Source organism: Micromonospora sp. WMMD975, from assembly GCF_029581215.1.
Classification (GTDB): Bacteria; Actinomycetota; Actinomycetes; order Mycobacteriales; family Micromonosporaceae; genus Micromonospora.
Window position 1 is genome coordinate 3,388,854 of record NZ_CP120739.1, and the last position, 24,732, is coordinate 3,413,585.

Here is a 24,732-nt window from a genome sequence, read left to right on the forward strand (position 1 = left end):
GGTGATGGGCATGATCGTCGTCGGTTTCAACGGTTTCACGCGGTCCGCGGAGCTGTTCGGGCGCCTGTACCGGCGTTCGGGCCTCGACCGGCACCGGGTGCTGGGGCACGACGCGGCCGTCGCCGTGGTGGTCGACGGCGAGCTGGTCGCCGCCGTGGAGGAGGAACGGCTCAGCCGGGTCAAGAAGACGTCCGACCTGCCGGTCAACGCGCTGCGCTGGGCGCTCGGGGAGGCGGGCGTCGAGCTGGCCGACGTCGACTGCTTCGCCTTCCCCTGGAGTTTCACCGCGGAGGTCTGGGCGGCGGAGCGGGCCGGGATCGCCCGATCGGCGGTGCCGGAGCCGGAGCGGGCCGACCGCCTGGCCCGGCTGGAGGAGCTACGCACGACGCTGCTCACGCCGGAGGCGATCCGGGCGGACTTCGCCGCGCGCACCGGTTTCACCATCCCGGCCGACCGGCTCCGGCTCGTCCCGCACCACCTCGCCCACCTGTCGTGCGGCTACCACACGGCCGGCTGGCGGGACGCGGCGTTCCTGGTCAGCGACGGCCGCGCGGAGCGCTACTCGTCGATCATGGGAGAGGTCCGCGACGGCGAGGTGACGATCCTGGAAGACGCCACCGTCGACATCACCAACAGTCTCGCGCTGCTCTACAGCAAGGTCACCCGCTACCTCGGCTTCGTGCCGAACAACGACGAGTACAAGGTGATGGGGCTCAGCGGTTTCCATCCGCCGCTCGGCGCGGACAATCCGCTCCTGCGCGAGGTGATCACGCTGGAGGAGGCCGGCGGCTATCGGCTGCGGGTCGGCAACCCGCTGCTGGACACCCAGGCGTACTACTCCTACTTCGACGAGATCTTCGGGCGCACCGGCGACCGCACGGACTGGGACTTCCGGTGCCGGGTGGCCCGGGCGGTCCAGGACGCGGTCGAGGTGGTCACCCGGCACCAGGTGTCGGTGCTGGAACGGCGCACCTCCGCGCGGAATCTGATCATCGAGGGTGGCCTGGCGCTGAACTGCGTGAACAACACCAAGCTGCTGGAGGGCTCCCGGTTCGAGGACGCGTCGGTCAGCTTCGGCGCGAGCGACCCGGGCGTGACGATCGGCGCGGCGGTGTACGCGTCACGCGAGCTGGGCCGCCCGGTGCGCCCGTCGCCCGGCCCGTACCTGGGTCCGAGTTACACCGACGACGACGTCCGCGCGGCGCTTGCCGCGGTGGGTGACCGGGTCGAGTGGCGCGAGCTGGCCGAGGACGAGCTGCTCACCGAGGTGGCCAAGCTGCTCGTCGACCCGGTGGTGATCGGCTGGTTCCAGGGCGCCGTCGAGTACGGCCCGCGGGCTCTCGGCAATCGCAGCATCCTGGCCAACCCCGCGTTTCCCGATATTCAGGACGTCATCAACATCCGCGTCAAGCGGCGGGAGCCGTTCCGGCCTTTCGCTCCGGTGCTGCCCGCGGCATCGGCGCAGGTGGTCCTCGAAATGGGCAAGAAGACGTCCTCGCCCTACATGACATTCGTCTTCCCGGTACGATCCGAATACCAGAAGCTCGTTCCGGGCGCCGTCCACGTCGACGGCACCGCCCGGGCCCAGACGGTCGACGAGGCGGACAATCCCCTGCTGGCGGGCCTGCTTCGAGCCTTCGAGCAGGTCACCGGCGTGCCCTGCCTGATCAACACTTCCTTCAACGTCGCGGGACAGCCAATCGTCGGGTCGCCCGCCGATGGGCTAAGCTGCTTCCTCGATACGGAAATCGATTACCTGGTGTTACACCACTTTCTGATCAGCAAGGTGGCCTCCGGTGAGTCTTGACTTCGCTAGCCCCTATTGCCTCGTCCATTCCGAGGGTCGGGTCAACTACGCTCGCGGGGAGACCGTGCGGTCCTGGTCGCTCGCCGAGGTGCCTCGCCCGGCCGCCCACCCGGTGCTGACCATGGTGCCCTACGCGCAGTTGCGTGAGCGCGGTTACGTCTGCCACGACGACAACGAGCCGCTCATCTCGTTGGTGCCCAGCGAGTTCCGTGAGGTCGAGCTGGAGTCGTTCGCCGACGTGCGCGCCGACGTCCGGGTGGTCTCCGAGCCCGTGCACACTCCGGACGACGAGGAGTTCGCCGCCCGTATCGACCGGGTCATCAAGGAGGAGATCCAGCGCGGTGAGGGCTCCAACTTCCTCATCTCGCGGCGGTGCGACGTCACCATCGGTGACTTCGGGCCCGAGGTCGCGCACACGATCTTCGCCCGGCTCGCCCGTAACGAGATCGGGGCGTACCTCACCTTCTGCTTCTTCGACGGGGAGCGCTACTTCATCGGGTCCTCGCCGGAACGGCACCTGACCTACCGCCGCGGCACGGTCACGATGAACCCGATCTGCGGCACGCTGCCGCGCGCCGCGTTGCAGAAGCGGGCCGACCTCATCGAGTTCCTCTCCGACCGCAAGGAGGTGAACGAGCTCTTCCAGGTGGTCGACGAGGAGCTCAAGATGATGTCGCGGATCTGCGGCGAGGGCGGCGTCGTGCGCGGACCGTACCTCAAGGAGATGAGCGCGCTCGTCCACACCGAGTACGTGCTCGAGGGCAGCGCCACCATGAGCCCGCTCGACGCGTTCCGCGAGTCGATGTTCGCCGCGACGATGGTCGGCAGCCCACTGGAGAACGCCGCCCGGGTCATCCACCGCCACGAGTCCGAGTCCCGCGGCTACTACTCGTCCGCCCTGATGATCCGTGGCCTGGAGGACGACGGGCAGGAGTGGCTGGACAGCGCCATCACGATCCGGACGATGGCGGTGGACGCCGAGGGGCACGCCGTGATCCGCAGCGGCGCCAGCGTCGTCCGCGACTCGGTGCCCGCCAAGGAGTGCCGTGAGGTGCGCACCAAGGCCGAGGGGCTGCTGAAGGCGATCACCACCGCCGAACCGCCCGGCCCCTTCCTCGACCGGTTCGTGGACGACAAGGTCCTCGAGGTGCTGAACGGGCGGAACCGCTACCTGTCCCGGTTCTGGATCAACAGGCAGGTCGACGACAGGTACGCCGCGCCCGAACTCATCGGCCGCTCGGTGCTGATCGTCGACAACGAGGACCAGTTCACCGAGATGCTCAAGCACATCCTCGAACACCTCGGGTTCAAGGTCACCATGCGCGACTACCGGGAGTCCGGCATCGGCCTCACCGGTTACGACCTGGTGCTCGTCGGGCCCGGTCCCGGCGACCCGAACGAGATGAACGACCCGAAGATCGCCCAACTGCACCGCATCGTGGGCGAGCTGATGAAGACCGGCACGCCGTTCCTCGCCGTCTGCCTCGGCCACCAGATCCTCTGCCGTCTGCTCGGCATGACCGTGCGCCCGGTGGACCCCCCGTTGCAGGGCGTGCAGGAGACCGTCGACCTGTTCGGCCGGGCCGAGCCGGTCGGCTTCTACAACACCTTCTTCGCCGACGCCCCGGCCGAGGCCCCCGCCGGGGTGACCGTGGCCGTGGAGCCCGACGGCCGGGTGGTGGCGCTGCGTTCCGAACGGTTCACCAGCTTCCAGTTCCATGTCGAGTCCGTCCTCACCACCAACTGCATCACCATCCTCCGGGAGGCGCTGTTGTGGCTGTTGAAATGAGCCTGCCGATGTCGGCGGGGTACGGCGACCTGACGATCCTGGTCTGCGGGTTGTCCGCGGGCGGCACCCACGAGCGGTACCTTTTCCTCGACGTGGGCTCCCGGACCGTGCGGGAGACCACGATCGACATCGGTGACCTGCGGTCCCGCCAGTTGGCGGTGCTGCGGGAGCGGCTCGGCGACAACCCGGTGCCGTACGGGCTGGGCCGGCTGGAGGACCTGCTCCCGTACTTCCTGCACCCGCACAGCTTCGTGCAGACCGACGACGGCGAGGTCGTCGTCTCCTTCAAACAGGCGCCCTACCTGCGTCGCCTCGGCCGCGACGGCGGCTCGCACCTGTGGCCGCCGGCGGCCGAGCTCGACTTCGCGGCGATGCAGAGTTCCACCAAGTGCGAGGTCGAGCCCGGCGTGATCGCCTTCGCGATGACCGACACCGAGGACCGCCTGCGCCGCTACCACGACCCGGACCAGCCGTTGCGCAGCAGCGCCTGGCGCTACGACCTGCGCACCGGCGCGGCGACCCGGCTGGGCGACCTGCCCGAGTTCGCCTTCGACACCATCCACGAGCTGGAGGCGTCGCCGAACGGGTTCATGGTCGGCGTCGACATGGACCTGTCGGTGCGCCCCGGCGCCGACGGCCGGGTGCTGGGCACCGACGGGGACAGCCTCGACGTCGCCCGGTACGCGGCCAACGAGTTCCCCACCGGCCGGTTCGTCGTGGCGGACGAGAAGCTGACCCGCGCCTCGGTGCACACCACCGGCGCGAGCTGCTCCGCGCACGTCGACGTCGACCTGGACGATCCGGACGTCTTCTACGTCTCCTGCAACAACATCTCGAAGTGGCAGAACAACGTCGTCGTGCACGGGCCGGGTGTGCTCGAACGGTGGCGCTACCAGGGCGGTCACGCGGTCCGGGAGGCCACCCACACCGGGCCGACCTTCCTGCGCATCACCTCGCAGCAACTGTTCCACCGCGACGGCCGGCAGCTCATCGCGGTCACCGGCTTCCCGAACCGGCTGTTCGTCCTCGACCCGGCCGACATGTCCACGGTTCTCGACCTGGAGCTGTTCGCGCACGAGCCGGTCCGGCCGCCCTTCATGTGCGCGAAGAACAGCCAGTCGCCGCTCTACCTGGCGGTCGAGCCCACCGGCCGGTACGTCTTCATGACCGGCGCCTCCACCCTGTTCGTCGTGGACCTCGACGAGGGCCGCGTCGTCGAGCGGGTGCCGTTCTGCGAGCCCGGCTCGCTGATGGCCACCGCCCACATCGGGTTCGTGCGCTGACTACCGCCTGCGTCGCGGTGGCTCCGGCAGCGCCGCGCGGTCCAGCTTGCCGTTCGCGGTGAGGGGGAAGGCCGCCAGGCGTACCAGCCGGGCCGGCACCATCGGCGCGGGCAGCCGTTCGGCCAGATAGGCCCGCAGCTCCCGCTCACCGGGGCCGTCGGGCGGCCCCACCACATAGCCGACCAGGCGGTCGGCGCGTCCCTCGTCGCGGCGCAACAGGACGACGGCGCCGGTCACGCCCGGATGCCGGCGCAGCGTCTCCTCGATCTCGCCCGGCTCGATCCGCTGCCCGCGCAGCTTGATCTGGTGATCGAGGCGGCCGAGGAACTCCAGCACCCCGCCGGGCAGCCACCGGACGAGGTCGCCGGTCCGGTACAACCGGGCGCCGGCGGCGAAGGGGTCCGGCACGAACCGCTCCGCGGTGAGCCCCGGCCGGCCGAGATATCCCCGCGCCAGCGCGTGGTCGCCACCGAGGTGGAGCTCCCCCGGCACGCCCTCGCGCACCGGGTTCCCGTCCGCGTCGAGTACCCGCACCACCACGTTCGCGATCGGCCGGCCGATCGGCACCGAGTCGCCGTCCTCCACCGGGCGGCAGGGCCACCAGGTGACGTCGATCGAGGCTTCGGTAGGCCCGTACAGGTTGTCGATCCGCGCCCGGCTCCGCGCCCGGAACCGGCGCACCGCGGCCGGTGGGAGCGCCTCGCCGCTACAGACCACGAGCCGCAGCGCGTCGTACCCGTCCCAACCGGGCTCGTCGAGGACGGACTCCAGCATGGACGGCACGAAATGAACCACGGTGATCCGCTCCCGCCGCATGACGGCCATCAGGTATTCCGGGTCACGCTGCCCGCCCGGCCGGGCCAGCACCAGGCGGGCGCCCTGCGCGAGCGGCCAGAACAGCTCCCACACCGACACGTCGAACGTCGCGGGTGTCTTCTGCAGGACGGCGTCGGCGCTGGTCAGGGCATACTCGTCCTGCATCCAGCGCAGCCGGTTGACGATGCCGCGGTGCCCCACGCCGACGGCCTTGGGGCGCCCGGTGGAGCCCGAGGTGAACAGGACGTAGGCCAACCCCAGGTCCGAGGCGGGCAGCACCGGCGCCGCCGGGACGCCCGCGCGCAGCTCACCGGCGGAGACGGCGAGCACGCGACGGCTCCCGGCGACGGCCTCGGCGGCGGCCTTCAGCTCCGGCTCGGTCAGGACGAGAACCGCGCCGGCGTCGTCGAGCATGCCGGCGAGGCGGGGCACGGGGTCGCCCGGTTCCAGGGGCAGGTATGCGGCCCCGCTCAGCAGCACCCCGAGCAGCAGCACCGGGAAGCGGACCGACCGTTCGGCGCAGACCGCCACCACGGCGTCCTGCTCCACCCCCGCCGCGACGAGCTGTCCGGCCACCACGCCGGCCTGCCGGACCAGTTCCGCGTACGTCAGCGACTCCCGCTCGTCCACGACGGCGCACGCGCCGGGTGTCCGGGCCGCCTGCGCCAGCACCAGCTCGGACAGGTACGCGGTCACCGGAGCGCCGCCGTCGGGTCGACAAGCGCGATCAGGGCGGCCCGGGTCACCGGCGCGGTCGGCATCTCACCGGCGGAAAGGTCGAGCCGGAGCGTCTCGACGCCCGGGTGCTCGGCCGTGTAGTCGCGGCTGGCCAGCACCACGTCGGCGGGCCGGGGCGGCACCGGGTCGGCGGACGCCGAGAGCAGCACGTGCAGCCAGGCGACGTACCTGTCGACGAGCTGCTCGCGGGTGTCCTGCCGTTCGTCGTCGGGCAGATCGTTCGCGCGGGCGAACACGTCGAGGTCGCCGTCCAGGGTGCGCGCCATCACGGACAGGGCCCGTGCCGGGTCGGCGTCGAGTGGCACCGCCGGCGGCTCGCCCTCGCGCAGGGTGGCGCGGAAGCCGCGGAAGTCGTGTTCCGCGGCGGCCCGGTCGGGCCAGGTCGGCTCGACCAGGGCGAGCGGCACCCCGGTCAGCTCGGCGGTGCGGATGGCCACCGGCGTCGCGCTGCAGTAGCCCACGATCCGGGCCGGGCGCACGGGCAGGCGGTGTACGGCCGCGGCGTACTCCTCGGCGAGGTCGGTGGCGCTGCGGAACCGGTCGGCGCGCAGGAGCGTCTCGACCGGGTCGGCGCGGTACACGGGCCGGTCGGCGGGCGCGGAGGCCAGCAGCTCGCCGAGCCCGGCGCCGGCGGAGATGCGGATGAAGTCGATGATCACGAGCGGTGCGCCCGGGCCGTCCGCGAGGACTTCCAGGGCCGGCGCCGATGCGGACACGGTCTCTCCCAGGTGTCGCTAGTTGACGCGGGCCGGCAGGCGGTCGAGGGCCGCCCGCGTCAGCCCGCGCACGGTGGGGTCCTGCGCCAGGATCCGCAGGGGTACGCGGACGCCGCAGCGCTGTCGCAGCCGGCTGAGCATCCGCACGGCGACCAACGACTCCCCGCCCAGCGCGAAGAAGTCGGATTCGGGCACCACGTCGGTCGCCCCGAGCAGGTCCCGCCACGCCGCGATGATCTCCCGTTCCACGGCGGCGGCGGACGTCTCGGGCTCGGTCGGCGCGGTCGGCGCGGTCGGCGCGGCCGGGACCGCCGGGACCGCCGGGACCGCCGCGCTGTCCGCCACCATCGCCGCCGCCCCGGGCGGGGTGAGGTCGACCCAGTGCCGGACGCGCTCGAAGGGGTACGCCGGCAGCGGCACCCGCCGGGCGGCCGGGTCGAGCCGGAACGCGGCCCAGTCCGGCTCGACGCCCGCGGTCCACGCCGTCGCGACCGCCCGCAGCAGCACCGGCAGCGCGTCGGGGCCCGCCGTGGCCGGCATCGTGGGCGCCACCGGGACAGGCCCGCCGCCCGCCGCGCGGACCAGCGCGGTCAGTGCCCGGCCCGGTCCGACCTCCAGGACGACCGGGTGACGCACGGCCAGCAGCTCGGCGGCGGCCTCCCGGAACCGGACCGGCTCGCACATCTGCCGCACCCAGTGCTCGGCGGGGCGGGTCGTGCCCTCGACCACCGGTTGCCCGGTCAGTCCGCAGAGGACGGTGGTGGTGACCGGGTGGTGCGGCACCGAGGCGGCGGCCGTCCGGAAGTCGTCGCGGATGCTGTCGAGCAGGCGGGAGTGGAAGCCGTGCGCGGCGGGCACGGGGCGTACCCGGATGCCGGCGGCGGCGCACCGGTCGGACAGTTCCCGCACCCCGGCCGGCGGGCCGGAGACCACTGTGACGCCGGGAGCGTTGTCGGCGGCCACCTGCACGCCGGGCGGTAGCAGCGCGGCCACCCGGTCCCGGCCGGCCAGCACGGCGGCCATCCGGCCGGGCGGGGTGCGCTCCACCAGCCGCCCGCGTTCGGTGAGCAGGGCCAGGGCGTCGGCCGGGCGCAGGCCGCCGGCCAGGCAGAACGCGGCGTACTCGCCGACGCTGTGCCCGATCAGCCGCTGCGGTCGCAGGCCCCAGTCGAGGAGTTGGCCGCCGAGAGCGTACTCCAGCAGGAACAGTGCGGGCTGGGCGATCGAGGGGCGGGCCGCCTGCGCCGCGGCGGACGGGTCGAGGAGCACGGCGCGCACCGGGTCGGCGCGGCCCGCCGGCAGCGCGTCCAGGCCCGTCTCGATCCGCTCGCGGACGCCGGGCAGCCGCGTGTGCAGGCCGGCGGCCATGCCGGGGAACTGGCTGCCCTGCCCGGGGAAGGCGAACGCGAGCGTCGCCCGGCGGGGCGCGGTGACCGGCTCCGCCGCGGTGCCGAGCTGCCGCAGCAGGTCGGCGCGGTCGGTGGCGACGATCGCCCGCCGGATCGGCCAGGCGGTACGGCCGGCGCGGCTGGTGTGCGCGACGTCGGCGAGTTCCCACCGGGGCGTGTTCGCGAGGTGGTCGCCGAGCCGCCGCGCCGCCACCCGTACCGCCTGTGGGGTGCGCCCGCTCAGCACGACGAGATCGGCGTCCGCCGTCCTCGGTGTGACCGGCGGCGGGGGCGCCTCCTGCAGGACGACGTGGGCGTTGGTGCCGCCGATGCCGAACGAGCTGACGCAGCCCCGGCGCGGCCCGCCGCGCGCCGGCCAGGGCTCGGCCGTCGTGTTGACGCGCAGGCCGGCCTCGGCGAACGGGATGTCGGGGTGGGGCCGGTCGTGGTTCACGGTGGGCGGCACGATCCCGTGGCGCAGGGCGAGCAGCATCTTGATCATCCCGGTGATGCCTGCGGCGGCGTCGAGGTGGCCGAGGTTCGGCTTCACCGACCCCAGCAGGCGTACGCCCGCCGGGCCGCCCCGCCCCAGCGCCTCGCCGAGGCCGGCGACCTCGATGGCGTCGCCGATCTCGGTGCCCGTGCCGTGTGCCTCCACCACGTCGACGCTCGCCGGGTCGACGCCGGCCCGGGCCAGGGCCATGCCGATCACCTCGGCCTGACCGGCGACCCCGGGCGCGGTGTAACCCACCTTCGCGGCCCCGTCGTTGTTGACGGCGGAGCCGAGCACCAGCCCGAGGACGGGATCGCCGTCGGCCACCGCGTCCCGGAGGCGCCGCAGCACGACGATCCCGGCGCCGTTGCCGGCCACCGTCCCGGCGGCGTCTGCGGCGAAGGCCCGGCAGTGCCCGTCCGGCGCGCCGATGCCGTTCGGCTCGTGGCGGTAGCCGCGCTGCTGGGGCGTGCTGACCGTCGCGCCGCCCGCGAGGGCGATGTCGGCGTCCCCGCTGCGCAGGCTCTCGCAGGCGAGGTGCACCGCGACGAGCGAGGTCGAGCAGGCCGTCTGCACGCCGATCGCGGCGCCGCGCAGGCCCAGCCGGTAGGCGATCCGGGTCGCCGCGTGGTCCTTCTCGTTGCCGATGAGGATCGGCAACGGGCCGAGCTCGGCGAGCAGGTCCGGCCGCCCGAGCAGGTGGTTCGCCAGGTAGGTGTTGACGCCGGTGCCCACGAACACGCCGATCCGGCCCGGTTCCCGACTCGGCGGGTGGCCCGCGTACTCGAGCGCCTCCCACGCGCACTCCAGCAGCAGCCGGTGCTGCGGATCGGTGATCATGGCCTCCCGGGGGGTGAGGCCGAAGAAGGCGGCGTCGAAGTCCTCGATGCCGTCGAGCGTGCCCCGCACGGGCACGTAGTCCACGTCGTCGCGCTCCCGCTCGGTGACACCGGCGGCGGCGAGCTGCTCCGGCGTGAACCGGGTGAGCAGCTCCCGGCCCTCGACCAGCGCGTCCCACAGCTCGTCGAGCCCCGCGACGCCGGGGAAGCGGCCGGCGACGCCCACCACGGCGATCGGTTCGCGTCCGGCCGTCATCGGGTCACCCCGGCGGCCGTCTGATCGGCGCCGCGCAGCCACCCGGCGAGCGAATCCACGGTGGGGTGCCGGTAGAGGTCCAGCAGGGCGAGAGTCCGGCCGGGCAGCCTGTCCCGCAGCAGCCGGTGCACCTTGGCCAACTGCAACGAGTCGCCGCCCACCTCGAAGAACGGCTCGTCGTAGCCGAAGTCGTCGTCGCCGAGCACGGCGGTCCACGCCTCGGCGATCAGCGACTCCAGATCCGCTGTCGACGGGCCGGGCGGCGCCGGTGCCGGGGCGGGCCCCTCCTCGCTCAGACGCAGGATCGCCCGGGCGTCGACCTTGCCGTTGGCGGTGAGGGGCAGGGCGTCGATCACCACCCAGCGTTTCGGCACCGCGTACGCCGGTAGGCTCCGCACGACAAGCGCGCGCACCTCATCGACCAGACCGGCCTCCGGCGGGGCGACGAGCGCCGCCACCAGGAACCGGCCGCGGTCCGCGTCGCCGGCGACCACCACCGCCGCGTCGCTGACCCGTGGGTGCGCCAGTAGCCGGTGGGTGACCTCGTCCCGCTCGACCCGGTGCCCGTCCAGCTTGACCTGCTGGTCGCGGCGGCCCAGGAAGCGCAGTCGGCCGTGTTCGTCCCAGCGCACCAGATCGCCGGTCCGGTAGTAGCGGGTGCCGTCGCCGAGCCGCCGGAACGCCTCGGCGGTCCGCTCCGGATCGTCCAGGTAGTCACGTGCCAGCCCGGTGCCGGCGGCGCACAGCTCCCCCACCGCGCCGGGCGGCAGCAGCTCGCCGCGCTCGTCGAGGACCAGCAGGCGGGTGCCGCACACGGGCCGACCGATCGGGACGTCCGAGTCCAGCTCGCACGGGTCGTCGACGTGGTGCACGGTGGTGAAGACGGTGTTCTCGGTGGGGCCGTACCCGTTGGTGACCCGAAGACCCGGGCAGTGCCGCAGCACGGCGGCGACCTGTCGGGCCGGGACCACGTCGCCGCCGGTGAGCAACTGCCGGAGCCCTCGGAACGCCGCCGGGTCGTAGTCGGCGAGCACCCGGAACAGACCGGCGGTGAGCCAGGCGAGGATGACCTCGCGCTCGGCCAGGAACCGGGCCAGCTCGCCGGGGTGCGGCACCGGGCCGGGGAAGATCTCGACCCGGCCGCCGGTGAGCAGTGGGACGAACAGCTCCATCGTGGAGGCGTCGAAGGCAAGCGGCGCGAGCCGCAGGAAACCGGCGTCCGGCCCGTGTTGGAACACGTCGGGGTCGTGCACGAGGCGCCGCACCGCGGCGTGGGTGATCCGGGCGGCCTTGGGCTCACCCGTCGACCCGGAGGTGAACGCCAGGCAGGCGACCCGCTGCGGATCGGCCGGCGCGGCGGGTGGGGTGTCGCCGGTGCGCGCGGGCCGGGGCCGCCCGGTGCGGACCGCGCAGGCGCCCGGGGCGAGCCGGGCGATCCGCGGGTCACCCACCACGGCGGCCGGGCGGCACCGGGCGAGCTGCGTCGCCACCCGCTCGTCCGGGGCGTCGGCGTCGATGCCGACGTACGCCGCTCCCAGCCGCAGCGTCGCCAGCACGGCCACCACCTCGGTGGTGGTGCCCGCAGCGGCCACGACCACCGTCGAGCCGGTCGTGACCCCGGCGTCGGCCAGCTCGGCGGAGAGCCGCTCGGCGAGGTCGTGCAGCTCGGCGTAGGTGGTGCTGCCCTCGGGGCCGCGCACGGCGACCGCCGCGGGCCGGCGGGACGCCTGCGCCGAGAACGCCTGCCACAGCCCGCCGCCCGGGCCGGCGTCCGGCCCATGCCCCCATTCGCCGAGCCGGGCGCGCTGCCGCTCGGACATGCCCCGAACGGTGCTCAGCGGCAGGTCGCGGGCGTGTGCGAGCGCCACGAGGGTCGCCTCGAACGCCTCGGCCAGCTCCGCCGCGCCGGCCGGGGACAGCGCGGCCAGCCGGTGCTCCAGCGCGAACCGGGGCCGCTCCCCCCATGCCTGGAGATAGAGCATCGCGTCGAAGACGGAGCCGCCGTCGTGGCCTTCGTGGACGGTCGCCGTCCCGGCCGGGCCCGGCAGCTCGGCGGGGATCAGCTCGTCGTGGGCGGCGAACCCGATCTGGACCAGCGGGTTGCGGTCGATCGCCCCGGCGGCGCCCAGCTCCGTCACGAGCGCCTCGAACGGCAGGTCGGCGGCGGCCACCGCGTCGGCGAGGGCGTCGGCCACGGCGGGGCCCAGCGTGTCCGCGGGCGCGTCGTCGTCCCAGCGGCAGCGCACCGGCACGACGCGGGTCGCGAGCCCGACCATCTCGCTCAGCTCGGCGGTCGGGCGCCCGGCGGCCGGCACCCCGACGAGCAGGTCGTCGACCCCGCACCGGCGGGCCACGACGAGCGCCCACGCGGCCAGCAGCACCGCCGTACGGCTCACGGCGGCGGCGCGCGCCAGGTCGCCACACGCCGCGGTGGCCTCGGCCCCGAGCGTGAAGGTCAGCCGCGAGCCCGGACGCCCCGGCCGGTCGGTGCCGCCGGGCCGGCCGGGCAGCTCCACCACCTGCGGCGCGCCGGCCAACTGGGCGGCGCGACGTCGCCGCAGTCGGTCGTCGGGCCGGGCGGACCGGAGCAGGACGTCGGGGGGTACGCCCGGCTCGGCCGGCGGCACGGCGCCGCCGAGGTACGCCGCGGCCAGCTCCCGCAGCACCAGCCCGACCGCCCAGCCGTCGAGCAGGGCGTGGTGGGCCAGCAGCGAGACGACGTGGCTCTCGTCCCCGGGCAGCTCGGTCAGCAGCCACTCAGCGGCCGGCCGGCGGAACGGGTCCAGGCCGGACGCCAGGTCGGCGAGGTGCGCGTGGGCGACGTCGACCGGGTCGCCGCCGGGGGTGACCCGCCCCTGCTCCCGCAGCACCGGGCGCCACCGGCGCAGCACGCGGCGTCCCGGCTGGCCGGCGTCGGCGTCGGCGTCGGCGTCGGCGTCGGCGTCGGCGTCGGCGTCGGCGTCGGCGTCGGCGTCGGCGTCGAACACGGTACGCAGGGTCTCGTGCCGGGCGGTCAGCGCGTCCAGGCAGTCGCGGAGGTGCTTGGCGCGGGCGGGCCCCGGACAGTGGAGGCTGAACAGCAGGCGGTAACCGGTGCCCGGCCACTGCTGCTCGTGCACCAGCATGGCGTGCTGCGCGGGCAGCAGGGGACGTCGGTCCGACGGCGGCCGGTCCCGGTGCTCGGCCCGGTCCAGCGGGGCACTGCGGCGCAGCGCCGCGGTGAGCGGCCCGGGACGCAGCAGGTCAGCGAGGTCGATCCGGAGGTCGAGTTCGCGCTCGGCCCGGGCGACCAGCCGCATCGCCCGCAGCGAGGTGCCACCCAGCGCGGCAAAGGATTCCCGCGAATCTCCAGAGAACTGCTTCTCGGAAATGTCGAGAACATCGCGGGAAAGCCGAACAAGAGCAGGAAAAATTGCATTTTCCAAGACGTCAAAACCCCCGTTAAGACGACGCCCGCGCGAGCGCGCGGCTCTCAGTGAGAGACGGCACCGCACCCTAGCATGGGGCGACATTCCTGGCAATCCACAAAGATCAGTCTCCGTGACACCCCGTACCAGCGCTGTTAGAATCGCTCGCGTCAATGCGGCCGGCAGGCATCTCGGGCCAGCGGCGGAAAGATCAAAAACTCGGGAAACGCCGGCTCACACGCAGCACGCGCAGTTCAACGGGGGAACGGCATGGCGTCACCGCAGTCCACCATGTCCGGACGCGGAACCGGAACCGCAGGCGGCAAGGGGGCGCACGGTCGGCTGACGTCCGTGCGCGACACGCTCGTACCGGTGACCGGCCCCGCCCGACGGCTCGCCGCCGCGCAGCTCGCCGGCAGCGTCGGCGCCGGTCTCTACCTCGCCGGCGCGCCGGTCTACTTCCTCCGGACCGGCGACCTGACCGTCGCCCAGGTGGGCGCCGGGCTCTCCGCCGCCGCCTTCGCCGGCATCCTGGCGAGCGTCCCGGCCGGCCGGCTGGCCGATCGCTACGGCGCCCGCCGGATGTCCATCGTGTTCGTGCTGCTACAGGCGCTCTTCGTGCTCCTGCTGCTGGCGGCCGGCCCGTTCTGGGCCTTCGTGCCGCTCGTCGCGCTCGTCGCCGTCGCCGAGCAGTCCTGGGACGTCAGCCGCGACGGCATGATCGCGGCAGCGGTCGCCGGGAGCGACCGGGTGCGCGTCTCGGCGTACCTGCGGAGCGTGTTCAACGCCGGCTTCGCGGTCGGGACCCTGGCGGCCGGCCTGGTGCTCGCCGTCGACTCGCGGGCGGCGTACGTCGGAATGCTCGCGGCCGTGGCCGCGTGCTGGGTCGCGGTCGCCGGCCTCTACCTGCTGCTGCCGGCCTGGCCGAGGCCGACCCCGCCGGAGGGCGCGCGGCAGCGCGTGCGACCCCTCGCCGACCTGCCCTACCTGCTCGTGGCGCAGGTGAGCTGCCTCACCCGGATCGGCGAGACGATCCTGCTGGTCGGGCTGCCCCTCTGGATCGTCTCCGCCACCGATGTGCCCCGCCCGCTCGCGGCGTGGCTGACCGGCATCAACACCCTGCTGGTCGTGCTGCTCCAGGTCCGGGTGTCGCGGGCCGGCGACACCATTCCGGCCGCCGCGCGCCTCCAGCGGCTGGCCTTCCTGCTGCTCGCCGTCGCCTGCCCGGTGGCCGCGCTGACCGGCCGGCTGCCGGTGGCGCCCGCGATCGCGGTACTGGTGCTGGTCGCGGTCCTGCTGACCTTCGCCGAACTCGGCGGTGAGACGGCGCGGTGGACCATGCAGTTCGGTCTCGCCCCGGAGCACGCGCAGGCCCGCTACGCCGGGGTCTTCCGACTCGGCCAGGCGGTCCCGGCGGTGGCGGGCCCCGCCCTGGTGACCGGCCTGACCGGCGGCCTGGGCACCACCGGCTGGCTCGTCCTCGCCGTGATCCCGCTGGTCGGCGCGGCCGTCAACGGCCCCGCCGTCGCCTGGGCCCGCCGCACCCGCCCGGAGCCGGCCCCCGCCTGACCCACCGGGTCCCGCCCCGACCCCACCAGCGCCGCGGGCCGTCGGCCCGGGCCCGCCGACCGTCACGAGGGAAACCGGAATGACAGACACGACCGAGGCCGTCCGGGACGGGCGACCACGCGACGCCATCGAGCTGGTGCTGCTGCACATCTGGCGCGACCACCTCCGCAACCCCGCCCTCGGCGTCGACGACGACTACTTCACCCAGGGCGGCACCTCGCTACAGGCCGTGCGCACCCTGTCGGAGATCCGCCGGCGCACCGGGGTGTCCCTGCCGCTGCCGGCGATGGCGCGGGCCGGCAGCGTCACCGCGATGGCCCGGCTGCTGCGCGACGGGTACGCGGACACACCCACCCCCCTCGTGCCGATCCGTCCCGGCAAACCGGGCGGCCCGGTGGTCGCCTGTGTGCACCCGCTCGGCGGCAGCGTCCTGTGGTACCGGCACCTCGCCGACGCGCTGCCGCGCGGTCACACCTGCGTCGGACTGCAGGCGCGGGCCCTCGACCCGCGGCTGTCACCGGACCACACCATCGGCGAGATGGCCGCCGCCTACCGGGCGGAACTGGCACGCGCCTACCGGCCCGAACAACTCGTCCTGGTCGGCTACTCGTTCGGCGGGCTGGTCGCGTACGAGATGGCGAGCCGGATGGCGGCCGACGGCGAGCGACCCGCCGCCGTGGTGCTCCTCGACACCGCCGTCACCCGCCGCGAACAACCACCGGCGTCCCGTGCCCGCCTGCTCTGGTCCCTGGTCAACCACAACTTCGGCCTCGACCTGTCGGCGGACGACCTGGCCACCCTCTCCCCCGACGCGATGTGCGCGCGCATCCTCGACGAAGCGGTCGCCCGTGGCGTCCTGCCACCCGGCTTCGGCCCCGACCGGCTACGACGCCTCGTCGAGATCTACCCGATCAACGCCGAGGCGGAACGTGTCTACCGCCTGCCGACCTATCCGTGGCCACTGGACCTGGTCCGACCGCGGGAGCCGCGCGTGGACGCGGAAAGCCTGGAGATCTGGTCGGAACACTGCCCGGCCGGCGTGCGCGTACACCGCGTCCCCGGCTCCCACCTGGACCTGCTCGCCCCGTCCCACGCGCCGGCGGTCGCCGAGGTGATCGCCGGGCTGCCGTCGGCGTAGGCCGGGGCCGGTTGCCGGCTCGGGGCCGACCCTCCCGGCGGACCGGGTGACGGTTGCAGATCAGTCCCGGTCGATCTCGGCGTACCTGGCGCGGCTCTCGGCGAACCAGTCGGCGATCAGCTCCAGCGTGGGATCCTCGTACGCGAGGGTCACGGCCACCCGCTCGAACGTGTCGAGGAACGCCCTGATGTCGCCGGGCGGCAGCAGGGCCGTGTCAGCGAACAGCGAGAGGTGGATCCGCTCGGCGGTGCCCCGGATCCCCATGAAGAGATCCTTGTTCTTCATGGGCACCCGCTCGGGCCAGGAGAAGGTGGAGGACCGGGTCGTCGCGGCCAGTTCGTCGAGGGTGGCGGGGGGTCTGGTGGGCCGGCCGGGCAGCGCCGACCAGGTGTCGTTGAACTGGCAGCCCCGCCGCGCCCCCGCCGCGCTGATCATGTCCAGGGTGCTGCGCTGGCGGTGCCGGCCGTACCGTCTCGCCTCCGCCAGCACCGCCGAGCAGTGACGGACCAGAGCGGCGAAGGAATCCGCGGTCAGCTCGATCACGGTCAGGATCCCCTGGCTGAGGTTGCTGACCGTGCCGGCCAGCTCCGGTGTCGTGCGGTTGCCCTGCATGACGTCGATGGGGTAGTTGGGCCCCGGGCAGACGCACCGGATCAGCGCCGAGGTGATGGAGAGCAGGATCGCGGAGGGGGTCGTCCGGTGGCGGCGGGCCGCCGGGCCGATCGCGACGGCCACCGCGTCGGACTCTAGTTGCCCACGGAAGAACCGTGGCGTGACCGGAGTGGCCCGTGCCGGCAGCATCTCCGGGCGGGTTCGGTCGAGCTGGCGCCGGATGAACTGCGCGGCCTGGATGTTCAGTAGCTGTCCCTGCGGCCCGTTCTCCATCCGGGCGAGGTCCGCCGGTTGTGATACGGGCCGGGCGGGTGGCGGTGGCGCGCCGGCCGCGCGGGCTCCCAGCAGGGCGGTGAGGTCGGTGACCAGCAGTTCAGCGCTGGTGAAGTCGGCGGACAGATGCGACACGGCCAGCGTGAGCAGGATCGGGATGCCGTCCTGAAGGATCACCGAGAAGCGGATCGGAAGTTCCTTGTCGTGGTCGAAGCCGAGTTCCGCGGCGCGCTCCAGACAGTCGGTGACGATGCTGGCGTAGTCCTTCGGATCGTCGACCGAGCGGTCGACCAGCTCGACCGGGAGCGACCCCGAGCCGAGGATCTCCTGAATCGCGTCGCCCCTGGCGGTGGGGTGGTACATGGTGCGGAGCGCCTCGTGGCGCCGGATCAGCTCAGCCAGGCTCTCCAGCACGTCGCCGACGCTCAACAGCAGCGGGATGTGCAGCCACTTGATGAGCACGGCGTACGACCGGGTGTCCTCCCAGTCGCGGATCAGGTCCCAGATGACCTCCTGGCCCCAGGCCAGCGGGGCCGTTCGCGAACGTCCGCCGTGGAACTCCAGGTCGGTCGAGCGGATAGTGATCATGGGGAGCTTGGCACCTCCACGACGGTGGACAGGGTGCCGGGTGCCGGGTTCGCCGGCGATCGGAGTACCTGTCGCAGGCAGAAGGTCGAGTAAGACAGGCCGACGGTCCAACTCGCGACCACGGCCCACATGATGGCGTGGATGCCGAACGGGCGGCTGAGCAGGTACGCGAACGGGATCTGCACCATGACGAAGGCGACGATGGTGCAGATCAGCGGTGCTGTGGTGCGGCGGGCGCCGTTGAGGTAGCCGTGCAGGACCACCATCAGGGTGTAGAGCGGCAGGAAGGGAAAAATGATCGTCAGGTACTCGCCGGTGACCCGGCGGGTGGTCGGGTCGTCGGTGAACAGCGCGGCGATCGGGGCGCGGGCCAGCAGGACCACGGCGGAGAACACCAGCGTCAGCGCGAAGGTCAACCCCAGGGTCCGCAACAGTGCGTGCCTGGCCCGTTCGTGGTGGCCGGCGCCGAGGTTCTGCGCCGCGAACGTGGTGACCGCCCCGGAGAAGGACAGGAACAGGATGGCGCTGAACGCCTCGACCCGCGCGACGACGGTGAAGGCCGCCATCACCACCTCGCCGTACGGCTCGATGATCCAGACCAGCACCATGATCCCGACGGCGAGGATGATGTGCTGCGTGGCCAGCGGCAGACCGAGCCGGGTGGCGTCGACGAGTTCGCCACGTACGGCCTCGCGGGCGGGCCGGCCGGGAGGCAGGGGATAGATCCGGGCCGACGCGACGACTCCGATGACCGCGGCGGCGCTGCTGGCCGCCGCCGTGGCCAACGCGGCACCGGCGATTCCGAAGCCCAGTCCACCGACGAAGAGCAGGGCCAGCCCGATGTTCAGCAGGTTTCCGGCGGCCTGCACCCACATCGCCGCCCGCGAGTTGCCGAGGCCGCGTAGGTAGGCGCTGACCGCGGCGGATCCGAAGATGCCGGGGAAACCGAGGGAGAGCACCTGGATGAAGCGGGCGCACTGCTCGGCCAACTCGCCCGTGATGCCCATCAGCGCCAGCACCGGCTGGGCCAGCACGGTGACCAGCAGCACGCAGCCCACCGTCCAACCGACCGTGACCAGGGCCAGGGACACCACGACGTCGCGCCGCTGCCGGTCCTGCCCGGCGCCGCGCAGGTGCGCCAGGCGGATGGTGAACGCGGTACCGAGCCCGATGAACATCGCGTTCAGCAGATAGAACAGCGGCCCGCTCGCGCCGACCGCGGCCAGCCCCTCGACGCCGACGTAGCGCCCGACGACGATGCCGTCGACGAGGAGGTACACCTGCTGGAACAGGCTGGCCGCGGTCAGCGGCAGGGCGAAGCCGACGATCTGCCGGAGCGGCGGCCCCTTTGTCATGTCGGTCATGACGTCCCCGATCCCGGTCGTCGCTCAGTTGCCGCTCGCGCCGAACTCCCGCAGTTCGTCGACGTGGTACGCGATCTCGGCGACGGTGCGGTCGGCGAGCAGGTCCGCGACGTCGTACGACACACCGTGGTAGACCGCGATGTTGTTGGCCACCGTGGCCGCCATGATGGAGTCGCCGCCCAGGTCGAAGAAGTCGGCCTCCACGTCGAGCCGGTCGTAGCCGAAGGCGAGCGCCAGACACCGCGCGACCGACCGTTCGGTGTCGGAGTAGTCGCCACCGGCGCGGCCGTCGAGTTCGACCGGCACCGCCGCGACCGTCGTCTGGATCCGGTCGGTGGCCTTCGCCAGCCGGGCCTCCAGCGCGTGCATGTGCCGTTCCACCGTCGCCTCGATGTCGGCGGAGAGCCCGACGTCGTAGGAACGCAGCAGGTGGATCAGTTCGCCACCGTAGTGGAGTTCGCCGGCGAACAGCCGCGAACGGCGGGAGCGCAGGCCGGCGTCGAGGACGGCCAGGCCCACCGCGGTCGGGATGGCCTTGAACATGGTGTCGCCGTTGGTGCCGAAGTCGACCGCCATGCCGATCTCCTTCCAGGCCACCCAGTCCAGCGCGATCACGTGGCACCGCCCGCCGGCCCGGGACCTGGCCAGGTTGTCCAGGTAGTAGTTGGCGGCGGCGTAGTCGGCCTGACCCGGGGCCGGAAAGACCGAGGCGACCGAGGAGAAGTGCGCGACGAAGTCCGGCGGGTCGTCCCGGGTCGCCTCGTCGAGGACGAAGGCGGCGTGCAGTTTCGCCCGTACGACGGCGTCGAAGTCGTCGAGGTGGCGGAACATGACCGTGCTTCCGCCGGGCAGGCCGGCGGCGTGCACGATGCCGTCGATCCGGCCGTGTCGAAGGCGGATCTGGGCGACCGCCTCGGCCAGTGCCTTGCTGTCGCCCGCGTCGGCCGCCACCGCGTCCACCGTGGCGCCCAGTGCCTCCATTTCCCGCACCGCCCGGATCCGGTTCGCCTGCGGCCCGTCCGAAGCGGGCCCGGTCAGCTCGTCCCACCGGTCGCGGGGTGGCAGTCCGGATCGGCTGAGCAGGATTACCGTGATGTCGTGCTGGGCGGCGGCGAAGTCGCGGGCGACGGCGAGGCCGAGCGCGCCGGTGCCGCCGGTGATCAGGTAGGTGCCACCCGGCTTGAGATACGGCCGCGGCCCCTCGGCCTCGACGCCGAGGTCGATCTCGGGGACCTCGACGAAGACCTCGCGCAGCCGCTGCTCGCCCCGGAGGACCGACAGGCCGTGCTCGTCGGCGAGGATCTCCGCGCGTAGCGCGGCCGGGGACACGGCCAGGTCGACGTCGATGTGCCTGACCTTGACGTACGGGTACTCCCGCACGATCACCTTGCCGAAGCCGACCAGCGCGGCGTTCTCGGTGACCGCCGTCGTCTCGCCCTGGTGGGCGCTGACCGCGGTCCGGGTCAGCACCACCAGGTCGAGCTTCGCGCCGGCAGCCATCAACGCCTTGGTCAGGTGGAAGAGGCCGTACAGGTTCTTGGTGGATCGACGTTCGATCTCCTCGATGTCGGTCGCCGGGCGCTCCTCGAATGCCAGGGCGTAGACGAGGTGGGTGACGTCGTGTTCGTCGACGAGCCGCACGATGCGTTCGATCGACGCCACGCTGTCGGCGGCGAACACCTCTTCGCCGGGGCCGATCGGCTCGCCGAGGCGGACGATCCGACTTGCCGCGGGCAGGGCGTCGGCCAGCAACCCGCCGGCCTCGGTCGCCGGGTCGACGAGCGCCAGTACGGTGCCCGCCGAGGTCGTCTCCGGTGTCGCTGCCGGCGTGGGCCGGAGTTCGACGTCGTGCGTCACCGGATGGTGCTCGGTGGCGCGCTCCAGCGACATCGTCTGCCGCCAGTCGTCCGGGAAGCTCAGCCAGGCGGTGCTCTCGTCGAAGACGTAGCGGGGCAGCCGGACGACCCGACGCGCCTGGCCGGCGGCGAGTGCCCGCCAGTCGACCGGAGCGCCCCGCAGGTATTCCTCCGCCGCCTCGGCGAGCCGGCCGACGACGGGTTGCGGGATGTCGGCGAGGACCCCTTCCAGCGCTCGGCGGAGATCGTCGGGGCCGGTGACCAGCAGGGCGATCCGGTAGCGGTGCGCCGAACGCGAGACCTGGGTGGTGTAGCAGACGTCGGCGATGTCGAGGTCGTCCAGCCCGCCGCCGTCGATGAACGCCAGATAGCTGCGGACCAGCCCGGTCAGTGAGCGGGGCGTGGCCGCGCTCAGCGTGAACAGGTGTTCACCGGCGGGGGCGAGCGGGCGGGGCGCCGCGACGTACTCCTCGACCACGACGTGGGCGTTCGTGCCGCCCAGGCCGAACGCGCTCACCCCGCAGCGACGCGGGCCCGCCGGCGACTCCCACGGACCCAGTTCGGTGGGGACGAAGAGCGGCCCGGAGGCGAAGTCGAGTTTGGGGTTGGGCGTGACGAAGTTGGCCTGCGGCGGGAGCATCCCGTGCCGCAGCACCGCCACCGCCTTGAGTAGGCCGATCACCCCGGAGCCCTCGAACAGATGGCCCACGTTCGCCTTGACCGTGCCCACCGCGCAGAAGTTCCGCTCGGCCGTGTGCTGGGCGAAGGCCAGCTTCATGCCCTCGTGCTCGATCGGGTCGCCCACCCGGGTGGCCGTGCCGTGGGCCTCGAAGTAGCCGAGCGTGCGCGGGTCGATGCCGGCGTTCTGCCACGCCGCGAGCAGCAGGTCGGCCTGCGCTTGGGAGTTGGGGCTGGTGATGCCGTCGGTGTGACCGTCGTGGTTGACCGCGCTGCCCTTCAGGATCGCGTAGATCTGGTCACCGTCGGCGATGGCCTGCTCGGTCCGTTTGAGCACGACGGCGCCGGAGCCCTCACCGAAGCCGGTGCCGTCGGCGGCCTCGTCGAACGTCCGGGTGACACCGTCGGACGATTCGATGCCGATCGCCGAGTGGGGATGCTTGACCGGCGCGAAGACGATCCGGGCACCGCCCACCACCGCCAGCTCGCAGTCCCCCGCCAGCAGGGCGTTCTTGGCCTGGTGCACCGCGACCAGGGTGGCCGAGCAGGCGGTGTCGACGACGATGCTCGGCCCCCGCAGGTCGAGCAGGTGGGAGAGGCGGTTGGCCAGCATGGCCGGGATGTTGCCGGTGATCGCCTGCTGGCTGGCCGAGGGCTCGATCCGGGACAGGTAGTCCATGTAGGTCGCGCCCGGGTTGGTCGCGAAGCCGACGAACACCCCGGTCCGGCTGCCACGGAGCCGGTCGGCGGAGTATCCGGCGTCCTCCAGGGCGAGGAACATGGCGCGCAGCACCATGCGGTGGTGCGGATCGGTAAGCGTGGCCTGCCGGGGGGTCATCCCGAACACGGCGTAGTCGAACGTGTCGACGGTGTCGAGGAAGCAGCCGTTGTGGAAGTCCAGGTCATCATCCTCCACCGGCTCGACGGTGGTGGCCCGTACGTAGTGGATGTACTCGGCCAGGGTGTCCCGGCGGTGCGGCGGGAACGGCCGGGTGAGGCTGGCGCCCGTACTGATCACCCGCCACAGGTCGTCCAGGCCGTCCACCCCGGGCAGCTCCACCGAGGTGCCGACGATCGCGATGCTCATGCTCCGTTGTCCCTTCAGTGGATCCTGCTCACCAGCGCGGTCAGGGTGCTTCCGTGGACCTCGTCGAACCGGGTCACGCCCGCCGCCCGCAGCGTGGTGACCGCGCGCACCCACTGCACCGGGGTGGACACCTGGCGGGCCAGCAGCTCGGCGCCCTCGTCGGGGCGGAAGACCGCACCGGTCACGCTGGACACCACGGTGCCGTGGCCGTCGGCGAACACGCAGGCTCGCAGCAGTTCGCGCAGTGCGGGCTCGACCGGCGCCATCAGGGGGCTGTGGAACGGCCCGCTGACGTTGAGCGGGACGACTCGGGCACCGGGCAGGGCGCCGATCGCCTTGGCCGCGACGGCGACCTCGACCCGGTCGCCGGCTATCGCGGTCTGCGTGTCGGCGTTCAGGTTCGCCACGTGGACGCTGGACAGACCGGTTTCCCGCAGGACGCGCTCGACGAAGGCGGCCGGCACCCCCTGCACCGCCGACATGGCTCCGCCGGTGACACCGGCCATCAGCTCTCCTCGGCGTCGTACCAGCCGCAGCGCGGTGCCGAAATCGAGCACGCCCGCCGCGACCAGTGCGTTGTACTCGCCCAGACTGTGTCCGGCGAAGAACCGGTAGGCGTCCGGCTGCTCGTTGGCCCGCCGCATTCCCAGCAATGCGTTGACCACAAAGACGGCGGGCTGGGCGAATTGGGTGTCGCGCAACCTTCTGTGCGGATCCCGGGTGCACAGCTCCTCGATGGAGTAACCCAGAATCCCGTCCGCCAGCGCGGTCGTCTCCGGAAACTGGGCGAAGAGATCAGCGCCCATTCCTTTGCGCTGCACGCCCTGGCCGGGAAAGAGCAGACACTGCATGCTGGCCTCCTGTCGCCTGGGCAGCGGAAAATTGTTGGATCGGCTCGAACACCAGACGTTGCGCGCTGCCTCGCAGGCACTCCCTGGTAAACCGTCGTGCGGCCGGCCCCGGCCCGCAGTCCACGATGCGGTCGACGGCCGCGTCGTCGATTGCGTGTCGCGTCACGAGTTCCCATTCGATGGGGCGGAGAAGTACCTGGGTGAGGAACTCCTCCACCAGATCCGACGACCCCTGGAGATTGCGTGGACCGTCGGTGGCGTACACCGGCAGCCGCAGTCTCTCGCCGCCCGGCAGGTCGCCGATGAAGTGCAGGTCGCCGCCGACCCGCTCCGCCGCCGGCGCGAGGTGCGCGCTGTGGAACGGGATGGTGGTGGTCAGGAACGCCCAGCTCACGCCGGTCCGCTCGAACAGCGCCTCGTGGTCGAAGTAGAGGTCGAGCAACTCCCCCGCCGGGCCGCTGAGCACGTAGGTGTCCGGTGAGTTGGCCAGGCTCACCGAAAGTGACCCCCCGCCGGTGTTGAACGCCTCGACGAGGCCGCGCAGACCGTCCCGGGGCAGGCCGGAAAGGGCGGCCATCGGCCCAGGTGGGGCACCCCGACGGCCCTTGGCCAGGTAGCGGTCGACGGCGTCGGCGTCGGGTGTGGCGGCGGTGGTGAGCTGATGTCCCCGGACCAGGGTTAGCGCTAACAACCGCAGGCACACGGAGGCCACGTCCAGGAACTCGTCCATCCGCCGCAGTCGCATTCCGGCGATCATGGCGGCCAGCAGACCGATGCTGTGGCCCAGCGACCCGACGACGCCCTCCGCGCGGTGCCGAGCCGGTTGGAGGTGGCAGACCTGGAGGATGTGCACGCAGAGCCCGGCGGAAACCGAGTTGCGCAGGACCTCGTCGGGGGCGCCGGTCGCCGGGGCCAGCCATTGCCGCAGCGGAAGATCCGCCGGCCCGCTCGGTGCCGGTGTCGGCGGGTCGAGATAGGCCGCCACCTGGTCCAGGGTTTCCCGCACCGCCTGGCAGTAAGCCGCATTCTCGGGAATGGCGAAAAGGCTGCGGAGCGCCGGCAGGAGATTGTCGTTGGTGCCGCCAAGGCCATCAAAGAGCAGCAGCGTACGCACAGCCGACCTCCACTTTCGGGCCACTGAGTGATCGACATGGGGTCGGGGTGACGTGCGGCTGAATAAAGCC

At 72.7% G+C, this 24,732-nt stretch carries 14 protein-coding genes; 5 read left to right on the forward strand and 9 right to left on the reverse strand.

The window, feature by feature from the left end:
- The first annotated feature begins 10 nt into the window (after positions 1–10).
- The 3 genes from O7613_RS14550 to O7613_RS14560 all read left to right on the forward strand — a co-directional run bounded on the left by O7613_RS14550 (position 11) and on the right by O7613_RS14560 (position 4,879).
- Positions 11–1,807 carry a carbamoyltransferase C-terminal domain-containing protein gene (locus O7613_RS14550; protein WP_282294429.1) on the forward strand — a complete coding sequence of 599 codons (1,797 nt, stop codon included), beginning with the start codon at positions 11–13 and terminating at the stop codon, positions 1,805–1,807.
- Positions 1,808–1,871: 64 nt separating this feature from the next.
- The gene (locus O7613_RS14555; protein WP_282294430.1) at positions 1,872–3,596 is read left to right on the forward strand and encodes an anthranilate synthase family protein; all 1,725 of its coding nucleotides are present in this window, start codon (positions 1,872–1,874) and stop codon (positions 3,594–3,596) included.
- Positions 3,593–4,879 (forward strand): hypothetical protein, encoded by a 1,287-nt coding sequence (locus O7613_RS14560; protein ID WP_282294431.1) that lies wholly within the window; start codon positions 3,593–3,595, stop codon positions 4,877–4,879. The genes O7613_RS14555 and O7613_RS14560 overlap by 4 nt, the downstream gene beginning before the upstream one ends.
- On the opposite strand, the gene O7613_RS14565 is transcribed toward O7613_RS14560, so the two are convergent.
- Genes O7613_RS14565 through O7613_RS14580 form a run of 4 tightly spaced genes read right to left on the reverse strand, consistent with a single transcriptional unit; the run spans position 4,880 to position 13,637 of the window.
- Entirely contained in the window at positions 4,880–6,391 is a 1,512-nt protein-coding gene (locus O7613_RS14565) for an amino acid adenylation domain-containing protein (RefSeq protein WP_282294432.1), read from the reverse strand. It lies immediately after the preceding gene.
- On the reverse strand, positions 6,388–7,149 hold the full coding sequence (locus O7613_RS14570; protein WP_282294433.1) for a hypothetical protein: 762 nt from the start codon (positions 7,147–7,149) through the stop codon (positions 6,388–6,390). Before O7613_RS14570 ends, O7613_RS14565 begins: the two co-directional genes overlap by 4 nt.
- 18 nt (positions 7,150–7,167) lie before the next feature.
- A complete protein-coding gene (locus O7613_RS14575) occupies positions 7,168–10,125 on the reverse strand; it encodes a beta-ketoacyl synthase N-terminal-like domain-containing protein (protein ID WP_282294434.1) in 2,958 nt (985 codons plus the stop codon).
- Positions 10,122–13,637 carry an amino acid adenylation domain-containing protein gene (locus O7613_RS14580; RefSeq protein ID WP_282289010.1) on the reverse strand — a complete coding sequence of 1,172 codons (3,516 nt, stop codon included), beginning with the start codon at positions 13,635–13,637 and terminating at the stop codon, positions 10,122–10,124. The genes O7613_RS14575 and O7613_RS14580 overlap by 4 nt, the downstream gene beginning before the upstream one ends.
- 246 nt (positions 13,638–13,883) lie before the next feature.
- Between O7613_RS14580 and O7613_RS14585 the strand changes: the two genes are divergently transcribed.
- Together O7613_RS14585 and O7613_RS14590 are read left to right on the forward strand one after the other, a co-directional pair.
- Entirely contained in the window at positions 13,884–15,101 is a 1,218-nt protein-coding gene (locus tag O7613_RS14585) for an MFS transporter (protein WP_282289011.1), read from the forward strand.
- Between the two features lie 79 nt (positions 15,102–15,180).
- Positions 15,181–16,239, forward strand: coding sequence for an alpha/beta fold hydrolase (locus O7613_RS14590; protein WP_282289012.1), 1,059 nt, complete (start codon positions 15,181–15,183; stop codon positions 16,237–16,239).
- A gap of 60 nt (positions 16,240–16,299) precedes the next feature.
- Here the strand turns inward: O7613_RS14590 and O7613_RS14595 are convergent, their stop codons facing one another.
- The 5 genes from O7613_RS14595 to O7613_RS14615 are packed head-to-tail and all read right to left on the reverse strand — an operon-like array spanning position 16,300 to position 24,662.
- On the reverse strand, positions 16,300–17,712 hold the full coding sequence (locus tag O7613_RS14595; RefSeq protein ID WP_282289013.1) for a condensation domain-containing protein: 1,413 nt from the start codon (positions 17,710–17,712) through the stop codon (positions 16,300–16,302).
- A complete protein-coding gene (locus tag O7613_RS14600; protein ID WP_281587851.1) occupies positions 17,709–19,076 on the reverse strand; it encodes an MATE family efflux transporter in 1,368 nt (455 codons plus the stop codon). Before O7613_RS14600 ends, O7613_RS14595 begins: the two co-directional genes overlap by 4 nt.
- A gap of 24 nt (positions 19,077–19,100) precedes the next feature.
- Positions 19,101–22,697: an SDR family NAD(P)-dependent oxidoreductase gene (locus O7613_RS14605; protein ID WP_282289014.1), complete on the reverse strand. Its 3,597-nt coding sequence runs from the start codon at positions 22,695–22,697 to the stop codon at positions 19,101–19,103.
- 14 nt (positions 22,698–22,711) lie between these two features.
- On the reverse strand, positions 22,712–23,548 hold the full coding sequence (locus tag O7613_RS14610; RefSeq protein WP_282289015.1) for an acyltransferase domain-containing protein: 837 nt from the start codon (positions 23,546–23,548) through the stop codon (positions 22,712–22,714).
- Positions 23,493–24,662, reverse strand: coding sequence for a hypothetical protein (locus O7613_RS14615; protein WP_282289017.1), 1,170 nt, complete (start codon positions 24,660–24,662; stop codon positions 23,493–23,495). Before O7613_RS14615 ends, O7613_RS14610 begins: the two co-directional genes overlap by 56 nt.
- Positions 24,663–24,732: the final 70 nt, after the last annotated feature.